Source organism: Radiobacillus sp. PE A8.2, assembly GCF_045635475.1.
Taxonomy (GTDB): domain Bacteria; phylum Bacillota; class Bacilli; order Bacillales; family Amphibacillaceae; genus JBJGXI01.
The window spans coordinates 48,434-61,111 of the sequence record NZ_JBJGXI010000033.1 but is presented as its reverse complement, the minus strand read 5'-3'; the positions used below and the strand labels follow the sequence as shown (position 1 = coordinate 61,111).

15 protein-coding genes and 1 other annotated feature are annotated in these 12,678 nt (G+C 38.4%); all 15 genes read left to right on the top strand.

The annotated features are described in order from the left end of the window. Positions 1 to 25: 25 nt before the first annotated feature. The gene (gene radA / locus ACI6MV_RS16765; protein WP_407271474.1) at positions 26 to 1,399 is read left to right on the top strand and encodes a DNA repair protein RadA; all 1,374 of its coding nucleotides are present in this window, start codon (positions 26 to 28) and stop codon (positions 1,397 to 1,399) included. Beyond that, entirely contained in the window at positions 1,400 to 2,473 is a 1,074-nt protein-coding gene (gene disA, locus ACI6MV_RS16760; RefSeq protein WP_407271473.1) for a DNA integrity scanning diadenylate cyclase DisA, read from the top strand. 163 nt (positions 2,474 to 2,636) lie between these two features. Beyond that, entirely contained in the window at positions 2,637 to 3,725 is a 1,089-nt protein-coding gene (locus ACI6MV_RS16755) for a PIN/TRAM domain-containing protein (protein WP_407271472.1), read from the top strand. Between the two features lie 70 nt (positions 3,726 to 3,795). Continuing rightward, positions 3,796 to 3,936 (top strand): hypothetical protein, encoded by a 141-nt coding sequence (locus ACI6MV_RS16750; RefSeq protein ID WP_407271471.1) that lies wholly within the window; start codon positions 3,796 to 3,798, stop codon positions 3,934 to 3,936. 113 nt (positions 3,937 to 4,049) lie between these two features. Continuing rightward, the gene (ispD, locus tag ACI6MV_RS16745; RefSeq protein ID WP_407271476.1) at positions 4,050 to 4,736 is read left to right on the top strand and encodes a 2-C-methyl-D-erythritol 4-phosphate cytidylyltransferase; all 687 of its coding nucleotides are present in this window, start codon (positions 4,050 to 4,052) and stop codon (positions 4,734 to 4,736) included. A 13-nt stretch (positions 4,737 to 4,749) separates the two neighbouring features. Beyond that, positions 4,750 to 5,226: a 2-C-methyl-D-erythritol 2,4-cyclodiphosphate synthase gene (gene ispF / locus ACI6MV_RS16740; protein WP_407271470.1), complete on the top strand. Its 477-nt coding sequence runs from the start codon at positions 4,750 to 4,752 to the stop codon at positions 5,224 to 5,226. A gap of 36 nt (positions 5,227 to 5,262) precedes the next feature. Further along, entirely contained in the window at positions 5,263 to 6,729 is a 1,467-nt protein-coding gene (gltX, locus tag ACI6MV_RS16735) for a glutamate--tRNA ligase (RefSeq protein WP_407271469.1), read from the top strand. A gap of 142 nt (positions 6,730 to 6,871) precedes the next feature. Further along, positions 6,872 to 7,088, top strand: a binding site (T-box leader). A 458-nt stretch (positions 7,089 to 7,546) separates the two neighbouring features. Next, positions 7,547 to 8,200 carry a serine O-acetyltransferase gene (gene cysE / locus ACI6MV_RS16730; RefSeq protein WP_407271475.1) on the top strand — a complete coding sequence of 218 codons (654 nt, stop codon included), beginning with the start codon at positions 7,547 to 7,549 and terminating at the stop codon, positions 8,198 to 8,200. Continuing rightward, positions 8,181 to 9,581: a cysteine--tRNA ligase gene (cysS, locus tag ACI6MV_RS16725; protein WP_407271468.1), complete on the top strand. Its 1,401-nt coding sequence runs from the start codon at positions 8,181 to 8,183 to the stop codon at positions 9,579 to 9,581. The genes cysE and cysS overlap by 20 nt, the downstream gene beginning before the upstream one ends. 2 nt (positions 9,582 to 9,583) lie before the next feature. Beyond that, positions 9,584 to 9,979 carry a Mini-ribonuclease 3 gene (locus ACI6MV_RS16720; protein ID WP_407271467.1) on the top strand — a complete coding sequence of 132 codons (396 nt, stop codon included), beginning with the start codon at positions 9,584 to 9,586 and terminating at the stop codon, positions 9,977 to 9,979. A gap of 4 nt (positions 9,980 to 9,983) precedes the next feature. Beyond that, the gene (gene rlmB / locus ACI6MV_RS16715; protein ID WP_407271466.1) at positions 9,984 to 10,727 is read left to right on the top strand and encodes a 23S rRNA (guanosine(2251)-2'-O)-methyltransferase RlmB; all 744 of its coding nucleotides are present in this window, start codon (positions 9,984 to 9,986) and stop codon (positions 10,725 to 10,727) included. A gap of 3 nt (positions 10,728 to 10,730) precedes the next feature. Further along, complete coding sequence (locus tag ACI6MV_RS16710) at positions 10,731 to 11,240, top strand: NYN domain-containing protein (RefSeq protein ID WP_407271465.1); 510 nt, start codon at positions 10,731 to 10,733, stop codon at positions 11,238 to 11,240. A gap of 95 nt (positions 11,241 to 11,335) precedes the next feature. After that, positions 11,336 to 11,983: an RNA polymerase sporulation sigma factor SigH gene (gene sigH, locus ACI6MV_RS16705; protein WP_407271464.1), complete on the top strand. Its 648-nt coding sequence runs from the start codon at positions 11,336 to 11,338 to the stop codon at positions 11,981 to 11,983. Between the two features lie 252 nt (positions 11,984 to 12,235). Further along, a complete protein-coding gene (gene rpmG, locus ACI6MV_RS16700; protein WP_407271463.1) occupies positions 12,236 to 12,385 on the top strand; it encodes a 50S ribosomal protein L33 in 150 nt (49 codons plus the stop codon). Between the two features lie 40 nt (positions 12,386 to 12,425). Beyond that, positions 12,426 to 12,605, top strand: coding sequence for a preprotein translocase subunit SecE (gene secE, locus ACI6MV_RS16695; protein ID WP_407271462.1), 180 nt, complete (start codon positions 12,426 to 12,428; stop codon positions 12,603 to 12,605). The last annotated feature ends 73 nt before the right edge of the window (positions 12,606 to 12,678 follow it).

Genomic DNA, 12,678 nt, shown 5'->3' with positions numbered 1-12,678 from the left:
TACAGGTATTAAGGGAGCGATATAGGTGGCAAAAAGAAAGACAAAATTTGTTTGTCAGGAATGTGGTTACGAAGCCCCAAAATGGATGGGTAAATGTCCCGGATGTGGTAAATGGAACTCACTAACAGAGGAAACAATTGCATTAAAGCAGACATTTCGACATACAGTGGGAACAACGGACCAGAATAGAAAACCGGAAAAAATAACTTCAATACAGTCTGAACAAGAACCACGCGTTACAACATCTATGCCTGAATTTAATCGTGTACTTGGTGGCGGTATCGTCCCAGGTTCTTTAGTTCTAGTTGGTGGAGATCCAGGGATTGGTAAATCAACCCTCCTTTTACAAGTATCAGATCAGCTTGCTAGTCGAGACCTCAAAGTACTATACATTTCTGGAGAGGAATCGGTCCGACAGACGAAGCTTCGTGCAGATCGATTAGGAGTAAAATCTGAGAATTTATATGTATTATCTGAAACCAATTTATTGGAGATTGTTAATCAAATAGAACAATTAGAACCATCATTTGTTGTTATTGACTCGATTCAAACTATATTTCAAGAAGATGTTTCAAGTGCACCAGGAAGTGTGTCCCAGGTACGAGAGTGTACGAGTGAGTTAATGCGAGTTGCAAAGAGCAAAAACATCCCGATATTTATTGTCGGTCACGTTACCAAAGAGGGAGCAATTGCTGGACCACGTTTACTAGAACATATGGTAGATGCTGTCTTGTATTTTGAGGGGGAACGTCACCATACGTTTCGAATTTTGCGAGGTGTAAAAAACCGGTTTGGAAGTACAAATGAAATGGGTATCTTTGAAATGAAAGAAGAAGGTTTACGTGAAGTGCTCAATCCATCTGAAATCTTCTTAGAAGAAAGATCGCAAGGCGCTGCTGGTTCAACTGTAGTCGCATCGATGGAAGGAACCAGGCCTGTGTTAGTTGAAATACAATCACTCATATCTCCAACGAGTTTTGGGAACCCTAGAAGAATGGCAACAGGAATTGATCATAATCGCGTACCATTATTAATGGCGGTATTGGAAAAAAGGGTAGGTTTGCTCTTACAAAATCAGGATGCATATGTCAAGGTTGCTGGCGGGGTGAAACTAGATGAACCTGCGATTGATTTAGCCATTGCAGTAAGCATTGCTTCAAGTTTTAAAGATCAGATTTCACGACCTGATGATGTACTAATTGGTGAAGTAGGGCTTACAGGTGAAATTAGACGGGTATCTAGAATTGATCAACGTGTGCAAGAAGCGGCTAAACTAGGATTTAAGCGAGCGATTATTCCAAGTAAAAATTTGGAAGGTTGGACGCCACCCGATGGAATTGAAGTAATAGGTATTAGTACAGTTCAACAAGCATTGAAGGCATCATTGGGAGGAAGTTAGATGGAGTTACAGGAGATAAAGCAGACAGATATCGGTGACATGTTAAAATTTGTGGCACCAGGAACTCCAATTAGAGAAGGAATCGAAAATGTTCTGCGAGCAAAAACTGGCGGATTAATCGTGATTGGCAATAATGAAAAAATGGCTAGCATTATTGATGGTGGCTTTGCAATAAATGCGCCGTGTACACCAGCCAGTTTGTATGAATTGGCAAAAATGGATGGAGCGATTGTTCTAAATGATGACGGAACGACTATTTTATATGCAAATGTTCAACTTATGCCAGAGCCATCGATTGTATCTAAAGAAACTGGTATGCGTCATCGTACAGCGGAACGTGTAGCCAAGCAAACAAAGAACCTTGTTGTTGCAATCTCTGAACGCCGAAATGTAATAACGTTATATAAAAGCAACATTCGTTATGCGCTTAAAGACATTGGCGTCATCTTAACGAAGGCTAACCAAGCAATGCAAACATTAGAGAAGTATAAAAATGTATTGGATCAAGGAATTACTGATTTGGGAGCCTTAGAGTTCGAGGATCTTGTTACGCTTTCGGAAGTAATTCAAGTAATCCATCGGATAGAAATGGTATTACGAATAAAAACAGAAATATTAAACTATATTAACGAGTTAGGGACTGAAGGACGATTAATCCAATTACAATTGACTGAATTGGTATCCAATCTCGAAGGGGAAACTATCTTATTAATAAAAGATTATCGCTGCAGTGAAGAAAATGACCCTTTTTATATTTTATCTAAAATTCAAGATGAATCTCGTACAGATCTAATGGATGACATCCATATAACAAAACTACTTGGTTATCCGACGAATGCTAAAATGGATACCACGATTATTTCAAGAGGTTACCGGATTATGCATAAGATCCCGAGATTACCTACGTTGATTATTGATTATATTATTGAAAAATTTGGTTATATAAATGAGATTGTTAAAGCATCGCCCCAAGACCTTGTAAAAGTAAATGGTGTAGGCGAAGTTAGAGCTGAGAAAATAAAAAATGGATTGAATCGAATTCAAGAACAATTATTTATCGACAGACATATCTAAACTGCGTCAAAAATTGACTTAACATTGTATTTGTGGTAAAATTTAAAATTTGCTTAAAATTGACTGGGTATGTGGAATATGTTACTTTATATTAATAAGATTTGCTAATACAATGTGTTAATTTATATAAATTTGGAAATACTGAGTGTAGGAGGTGACCAAAGTGTTAAAAAGAATCATACAACTGTTTATCATTATTGCAGGTGGAACGATAGGGTATTTATATGTGACAGATTTAATTGGTCTATTAGAAATTACTAGTATGGCTTGGATTGAATCTACATTAGGCCTAGTTTTAGGTGCTATTATTTTATACTTATTAACGTTTTGGGCAGTGGATTATGTAGCTAATTTCTTTCGTTGGGTAGAGGAAACGTTAGTGAAGGCGCCGGTGGCCGATCTATTATTTGGAAGCCTAGGTATTATTATAGGTTTAGTAATTGCATATTTAATTAGTATGGTAATTCCGCCAATTCCAGTATTACAGATTGTACCGATATTTCTAACGTTCTTATTAGGTTACTTTGGTTTTCAGGTTGGATTTAAAAGAAGAGACGAATTTTTAAATCTACTAACGATAGCCAAGAAGGAAAAAGATAAGAAAAAGCATGCGGATGGTTCAGAAGAAGAGGAAGAACTACTGCCGAAAGCAAAAATCTTGGATACAAGCGTTATTATTGATGGAAGAATAGCAGATATTTGTCAAACAAGTTTTCTAGAAGGTACTGTCATCATTCCACAATTCGTGCTGGAGGAACTGCAGCATATAGCAGATTCATCTGATGTATTGAAACGTAATCGCGGAAGAAGAGGCCTAGATGTACTAAATAGAATGCAAAAACAATTAACAGTGAATGTTGAAATCTATGAAGGTGATTTTGAAGAAATACAAGAAGTAGATAGTAAGCTTGTCAAACTTGCGAAAGTCATTAATGGTATCGTGGTTACGAATGATTTTAACTTAAATAAAGTTTGTGAGTTTCAAAATGTTCAAGTGCTCAACATTAATGATTTAGCAAATGCTGTTAAACCGGTTGTACTACCTGGTGAAGAATTATCTGTTCAGGTTATAAAAGACGGTAAAGAACATAACCAAGGTGTTGCCTATCTCGATGATGGAACGATGATCGTTGTAGAAGAAGGCAGAGATTATATTGGTAAAACAATTGAAGTGCTAATTACGAGTGTTTTACAGACTTCTGCGGGTAGAATGATATTTGCAAAGCCGAAATTACTTGAAAAAGCACTGTAAAAAAGGTATAAATTATAATGTGAAAAACAAAAGTGATAACATATAGTTATCGCTTTTGTTTTGTAAAGAAATGAGTTTTAAAGTGCGTGTTCAAAAAGTTCGGTTTTTAGCACCGAGAAGATTGGATGAAGCTAGAAAAAGAGGACCGGAGCGTAGTCACAAGCTACGTGAGGACCGGATTTTTCGGCTGAATCCAATATTCGAAGCGTGATACATCTTGAATAGGCTTCGTGATAAAAAGCGGACTTTTTGAACAACCTCTTAAAGGATTTGGTGTACAAGCTTCCTTTACTATAACTATATGCATCGGAGTAGATCAATATGATTGAATATATCGCAATTACATTAGCTGCTGGTGAAGGGAAGCGCATGAACGCCGGTGATAATAAACAGTTTCTTGCCATTGGTGGTAAGCCATTAATTATCCATACACTGGATGTTTTTCAAAAAGATACATGGTGCAAAGAAATTATATTAGTTGTCAATCCTAAAGAGAAACAACGAATGGAGCAGCTCTTAAATAAGCATAGCTTCAATAAACCTATTACACTTGTAGAAGGCGGTGCTTTTAGACAAAACAGTGTGTTTCTTGGACTTAAACAAATCAAGGACCCAGAGGCTATTGTTTTTATCCATGACGGAGCAAGACCGTTCATTGAAATTGATGCACTACATCGACTCGCACAAGTAACGCAGGAAAAATATGCTGCTTTACTTGCTGTTCCCGTGACAGATACGATAAAGCAACGCGTTGGTAGTCAGTTACATACACTGGATCGTCAAACGCTTTGGGCCGCACAAACACCACAGGCTTTCCGATTCGATGTTATCTATGATGCACATGAGCGAGCAATAAACGAGGATTACTTAGGAACAGATGATGCATCGTTAGTAGAACGCTTAGGCAAAGAGGTTGCTATTGTTCGAGGAAGCTATGACAATATAAAATTAACAACACCAGAAGATTTACATAGAGCAGACACCTATTTGAGAGATAAAATGAATGACTAAAGGAGCTAATCTGATGTTTCGAATTGGACAAGGATTTGATGTCCATCAATTAGTAGAAGGTAGAAAATGTATTATTGGTGGTATAGAGATTCCATTTGAAAAAGGTTTGCTAGGGCATTCAGATGCTGATGTACTCCTACATACAATTGCAGATGCCTGCTTAGGTGCAATAGGTGAGGGAGATATCGGTAAACATTTTCCTGATACAGACCCAAAGTATAAAGATGCAGATTCTGCGACATTGCTTAGTCATGTGATGATGCTAGTGGGTGAACAAGGCTATCATTTGGGGAATTTAGATTGCACATTGATCGCCCAGGCACCGAAAATGGCACCATATATCAGTGAAATTAGAGAAAACATAGCACGCATAATGGGTGTTGAAGTCACACAAATTAACGTCAAAGCAACAACAACCGAAAAATTAGGCTTCACAGGTAGAGGCGAGGGAATTGCTTGTCAGGCAGTCGTTTTATTGCAAAGCAAGTAATAAGGCTCGAGTAAATAATGAAAAGGGGTAATAATGATGGGAAACGAAGTTAGAGTACGTTATGCGCCTAGTCCAACTGGACACTTACATATTGGAAACGCACGTACAGCATTATTTAATTTTTTATTTGCAAAACATTTGGGTGGTAAATTTATCATCCGGATTGAGGATACGGATCAAAAGCGTAATGTTGAAGGCGGCGAGGAAAGCCAGCTTAGCTATTTGAAATGGCTTGGTATTGAGTGGGATGAAGGTGCTGATGTTGGCGGGGATTATGGCCCGTATCGCCAAATGGAGCGTCTTGATATTTATAAAAAGTATGTTGATGAATTGCTTGAGCGCGGCTTAGCATACAAATGCTATGTGACCGAAGAAGAGTTAGAAGCAGAGCGTGAGGAACAAAAGGCGAATGGGCAAGTACCGATGTATTCAGGTGCACATAGAAATCTGACTGCTGACCAAGAAAAACAATTTGAAGATGAAGGTAGGCAGCCTAGTATTCGCTTTCGCGTTCCTGAGGGTAAAACATATCGTTTCAAGGACATTGTACGTGAGAATATTACCTTTGATTCTAGTGATTTTGGTGATTGGGTAATCGTTAAGAAAAATGGGATTCCGACGTATAATTTTGCTGTTGCGATCGATGACCATTTGATGAAAATTTCACACGTATTACGTGGTGAAGAGCATATTTCTAATACACCTAAACAATTGATGGTATATGATGCATTCGGTTGGGAAGCACCTCAATTCGGCCATATGACGTTGATCTTAAATGAAAACCGTAAGAAGCTTAGTAAGCGGGACCAGCATATTCTGCAGTTCATTGAGCAATACAAAAATCTCGGGTATCTTCCGGAAGCATTATTTAATTTCATTGGCCTACTTGGATGGTCTCCGGTTGGAGAAGAAGAGATTTTCACTAGTGAGCAATTTAAGGAAATGTTTGATCCAGAACGCTTATCTACCTCCGCGGCAATATTTGATCCGCAGAAATTGAAGTGGATGAATAACCAGTACATCAAAGCAGCTGACATGGACAAGGTTATTGAACTGAGCTTGCCACACTTAATAGATGCTGGTAAAGTATCAGAGCAAATGAGTGATGATGAGCGGGAATGGGCACTTGAGTTAATTGGACTATACAAAGATCAATTAAGTTACGGACAAGAAATTGTGGAATTAACAGAGCTTTTCTTTAAAACAGAAATTGATTATAATGAGGAAGCAATGCAAGTGTTACAAGAAGAACAAGTAACAGAAGTGCTTCAAGTATTTTCTGACAAACTTTCAGAGGATAACGAATTTACACCGGATACTATTAAAGCGCAAATTAAAGCAACACAAAAAGAAACGAAACAAAAAGGTAAAAAATTGTTTATGCCGATCCGTGTAGCCACCACAGGTCAGGTACATGGACCAGAGCTTCCAAATGCGATTCATTTACTTGGTAAAGATGTGGTGCAAACTAGACTAAAAGCAGCAATTGAGTCCATTTCATAACTTCCTTACACTGCTGTATGCATCCGCATATAGTTTGGGGATGCGAATGGATAAAGTCAGTATTATGAAAAGGACCAAATTGAAAAAATCTAAAACGAATTAGTTCACAAAAATCGTTAAATATAATATAGTATTACTACAAATTAGAACGTTGATGAGGAGAAGTAAGAAGTAACGTGCTTATGCAGAGAAAATCACCACTGGCTGGAAGTGATTTTAAGCAATTACTTTTGAAATGCACCTTAGAGTCCTTTATTGAAGTTAGTAGATAAGGGCGGAATTCTCTACCGTTACCTAGAGACTGGAGTTGGGGATACTAGTTCCCAAACAGAGTGGAACCGCGCGCAAGCGTCTCTGTGTTTATAACACGGAGGCACTTGCGCTTTTTTATTAGGCAGTTTTCTAAAAGATTGGTGTTCTTGTACAAAAGAAGTAATATCTGGCGTAGTAATTAGTTGCTTAATGATCTTACATGTGCACCGCTCCGTCCCTACACTTTGCTTTCCGCGGGGGGCTAGTGAGCCTCCTCGCGCCTTCGCGCTCCGGGGTCTCACTTACGCCACTAGTCCCGCAGGAGTCAAAGTGTAGGGCCTACGCTTCATAAAAGGTGTGGAACAGAAAACTAGCCTAAGATGTGGAAAAATACGCCACTCCGACGGGAAAGGACGTGTTTTTCCACAGCGCCGGATTAGCACACGATGATGCACTACGTCGGATACTAGATAAATTACGAACGCTAAAAATCAATAAATCTTACGTAAAAAGTTTTTATTAAAGTACAAAGCCGAGGAGGATGGATGGTGTGGGTCTATTTAGAATGTTGAAGGAAGATGTGAATGTTGTCTTTGATCAAGACCCGGCAGCGCGCACTTATTTTGAAGTTATATTAACGTATTCCGGGTTACACGCGATATGGGCCCACCGACTCGCCCATGCTTTTTACAGAAAGAAGTTTTTCTTTCTGGCACGAATCATTTCGCAAATCAGTCGTTTTTTAACAGGTATTGAAATACATCCAGGTGCCAAAATTGGCCAGCGCTTTTTTATCGATCATGGCATGGGAGTTGTGATTGGTGAGACATGTGAAATAGGAGATAATGTGACTATTTTTCAAGGAGTTACTTTAGGTGGCACAGGCAAGGAAAGAGGTAAACGTCATCCGACACTGAAAGATAATGTACTTGTAGCTACCGGCGCTAAGGTGTTAGGGTCAATTACGATTGGGGAAAGCTCCAAAGTAGGTGCTGGTTCGGTGGTATTGCACGATGTTCCTTCCCACTCAACTGTTGTAGGTATACCTGGACGTGTCGTTGTTCAAAATGGTGAGCGTGTTAGAAATGATCTTGACCATCATAAATTGCCTGATCCGGTTTCTGAGATATTAAAGGAAATGGAACGCGAAATTAATAAACTTAGGAAAGAAGTAAACGAATTAAAAGGAGTGAATACTAATGACGATCAACATTTATAATACACTTACAAGAAAAAAAGAGCCCTTTCAATCGCTCGAAAAGGGTAAGGTGAAAATGTATGTATGTGGTCCTACTGTATACAACTATATTCATATCGGTAATGCCAGGCCGGCAATTGTTTTTGATGCCGTAAGACGTTTCTTAGAATACCGTGGTTATGATGTAAACTATGTAATGAATTTTACTGATGTAGATGACAAAATCATTAAAGCGGCAAATGAATTAGGGGAAGAGGTTCAAGACGTTTCTGAACGGTTTATCAATGCATATCTAGCAGATGTTGATGCTTTAGGTGTAAAGATAGCGAATCATCATCCACGAGTAACCGAGACAATGGATGATATCATTGCATTTATTGAGACTTTGGTTGAAAAAGGGCATGCTTATGAAGCGGCTGGAGACGTATATTTTAAGACACGTTCATTTGATAATTATGGTAAACTGTCTCACCAATCTGTAGAGGACTTGCGTTCCGGAGCACGAATTCAAGTTGGGGAGAAGAAAGATGACCCGCTAGATTTTACTTTGTGGAAACAAGCAAAGCCAGGAGAAATCGCCTGGAAATCCCCATGGGGTGAAGGTAGACCGGGGTGGCATATCGAATGTTCTGCTATGGTTCAGAAATATTTAGGCGAGACTATTGATATCCATGCTGGGGGACAGGATTTAACTTTTCCTCATCATGAAAATGAGATAGCCCAATCGGAAGCTAGCACAGGAAAACACTTCGCGAACTATTGGATGCATAATGGCTACATCAATATTAACAATGAAAAAATGTCAAAATCACTTGGTAATTTTGTGCTTGCACATGATTTAATGAAAAAACACGATCCACAAGTCATCCGTTTCTTTATGCTTAGTGTCCATTATCGCAATCCGATTAACTTCAGTGATTCGTTATTAGAATCGGCGAAAAATAGTTTGGACCGTATTGTTAATGCGTACCAGAATTTAGAGCATAGAAAGCAATCTAGTACGAATTTAGATAAAGATATACAATCATGGTTAGAAAAAATCGATAATTATGAGCAACGGTTTACTGATGAAATGGATGATGATTTTAATACAGCCAATGCTATTTCTGTTCTGTTTGATATCACGAAGGATGCAAATCTCTATCTCCAATCCAAACAAACATCAGAACAAGTTATTGAAAAATTTCAATCAACCTTGTCGTCGTTAATGGAGATTTTAGGTATTCAACTAGTTCAACAAGAAGATTTGTTGGATGAAGAGATTGATGCAATGATTCAAGACCGGATTGAAGCGAGAAAAAATCGTAATTTTGCTTTAGCAGACGAAATAAGAGATAAGCTAAAAGATAAAAATATAGTGCTTGAGGATACCGCTCAAGGGACCCGTTGGAAAAGAGTGTAGTGATGGCAGTAGATGTCAAACAAATGAAAAGTTTAACGCTTGCTTATATGGGTGATGCTGTTTATGAGATTTATGTCAGGGAACATCTAATTAAAGAAGGAAACGTTAGACCACAGCTGTTGCACGGAGCTGCAATTCGATTTGTTTCTGCTAAGTCACAAGCAAAAGTGCTTCGTCATTGGCTAGACCAAGAGCAATTAACAGAAGAAGAAACAAGTGTTGTACGTCGGGGCAGAAATGCAAAATCAGGTTCTGTTCCGAAGAACACTGATGTACAAACATATCGATACAGTACTGGCTTTGAGGCGTTAATCGGCTATCATTATTTATTAGGTCAACAAACAAGGCTGGAAGAGCTGATAGAAGCTGCAATTAAATTCGTAGAAGAAAGGGGATGAGTATATGAATGATGAATGGATTATTGGAAAAAACCCTGTAATGGAAGCTTTAAAATCAGGACGTTCTATTAATAAATTACTAATTTCAGATCAACTAAATCAACCATTGGCCAATAAACTGCAAGCATTAGCCAAAGAAAGCGGCACGACTGCGCAAAGGGTACCTAAGAAAAAAATTGATCAATTAGTTAGTGGCAATCATCAAGGTATTGCGGCCGCGGTTGCAGCGTATGAGTACGCCTCATTGGAGGATTTATTTGCAATTGCCGAAAGCAAAAACGAACAGCCATTTTTCATGATATTGGATGAGGTTGAAGACCCTCATAATCTGGGATCGATTTTACGGACAGCTGATGCTACAGGCGTACATGGCGTGATTATTCCGAAACGGCGTTCGGTGGGCTTAACGGCGACAGTTGCCAAGACTTCAGCAGGAGCAATTGAATACATACCAGTTGCCAGAGTCACGAACATCGCATCTACCATTGATGAGTTAAAACAGAGAAATGTTTGGGTGGTAGGAACGGAAGCGGAAGGAACAGAGGATTATCGTCAACTTGATGGGAGTATGCCGATTGCATTAGTAATTGGAAATGAAGGGAAAGGTATGAGCCGACTCGTCAGAGATAAATGTGATTGGACAGTAAGGCTTTCTATGGTAGGGAAGGTATCTTCACTCAATGCCTCGGTTGCAGCGAGTTTACTAATGTATGAAGTGTATCGGAAACGATATCCGATTGGTGAATAGAACATGATTGTTTTAATCGTAGATGGATACAACATTATAGGGGCATGGGAAGAGTTAAAGCGGTTAAAAGATAGTGACTTAGATCAAGCGAGAAATATATTGATAGAAAAAATGGCTGAATATCAATCTTACCGAGGCTGTCGCGTAATTGTCGTATTTGATGCGTATTATGTACGGGGTGTAGAAACGAAACAGAAAAGTTATAAGGTGGAAGTAATTTTTACAAAAGAAAACGAAACGGCGGATGAATGCATAGAAAAATTAATAAAAGGTGTGAAAAATGTAAAAACGCAAGTATATGTAGCAACTTCTGATTACGCGGAACAACGAACAATCTTTGCGCAGGGAGCACTGCGCAAGTCAGCTAGAGAGCTTCAAATTGAGATGAATAATATAGAAAAAGATATTCGAACCGACGTCGAAAACTATAAAAAAGTGCATGCAAATTCGAAGATTCCGATAAGCGAGGACATATTAGAAGTGTTTGAAAAATGGCGACGTGGCAATAAATAGACAGCGATGCTTTGTTGACGGTTACCAATCAATTCCTGTATAATAATTTTATATATCTACGGCGATAAGTCGGGAGGAATCCTGAGGTGGGCACCATGCACAAGGAAACAGATAATCAGGAATTAGATTTGGGAGCACTTGAAGATGATCAACTTTGTCAATTGGTACATCAAGGTCGAGGTGAAGCGTTAGATTTTTTGATTAATAAATACAAGAACTTTGTGCGTGCAAAGGCAAGAACGTATTTTTTAATTGGTGCGGATCGTGAAGATATCATACAAGAAGGTATGATTGGCTTATACAAAGCTATCCGTGATTATAACGGTGACAAACTATCCTCATTCAAGGCTTTTGCAGAGTTGTGTGTGACCCGTCAAATTATTACTGCTATAAAAACGGCAACAAGACAAAAACATATTCCATTAAATTCTTATGTATCATTGGACAAGCCAATTTATGATGATGAATCTGACCGGACGTTACTAGATGTAATTGCTGGTTCTAAAATGATAGATCCTCAAGAACTGATTGTCAATCAGGAAAAATTCGGTGATATGGAATTTAAAATGTCCGAATTATTAAGTGAGCTAGAGCGGCAAGTGCTTGCGCTATACTTAGATGGACAAACTTACCAGGAAATATCAGAAGAGTTAAATCGCCATATAAAATCTATTGATAACGCTTTGCAACGAGTAAAACGAAAGTTAGAGCGATATCTAGAAGTTAGTGAGATTACTTTTTAACAACCATTTGATTGATTTGAATCGACGGTTTGAAGATAAAAGAATGCGTTGACATGCTTATCCAAGCATGCTAAATTAATAGGAGTGACAACCCTAGAGTTTTCTCATCTTTCCGGTTATGGAAAAGGAAAACACTTTTCCTTATCTCGTGTAGGAAAAAACCTACACTGCGGACGCGGGGGACTTTTACCGCCTCGACATTCTTGTGGCTAATTCGTCACCTTTTTGAACGCAGATTGATGGGGGAATGACATGAGAAAAAAAGTAGTGTTAGCTTGTACAGCATGTTTAAGCAGAAATTATAGCACGGATAAAAATAATTCTAACAACTCAGAGCGTTTGGAAGCTCAAAAATATTGTAAGAGGTGTGGCGAACATACGTTGCATCGAGAGACGAAATAACTATCAAACCTGATTTACGGATAAGTTTGGGGGTCCAAGGATGAATATCTTTAAATTCTTGAAAAATGTTTCCAGAGAAATGAAAAAAGTAAGTTGGCCAAACGGACGTCAACTAACTCGTTATACAATTACCGTTATAGCTACAGTGGCATTCGTATCAGTGTATTTTGGCGTAGTAGACTTCGGGATTACTGAAATTCTTAATTTATTTTTTGAATAATTATTGGAAGTTTATGCTATAATGATGGATAATAAGACATTTACCCAAAACCCGTTTATCGGGTTTTTTAAAT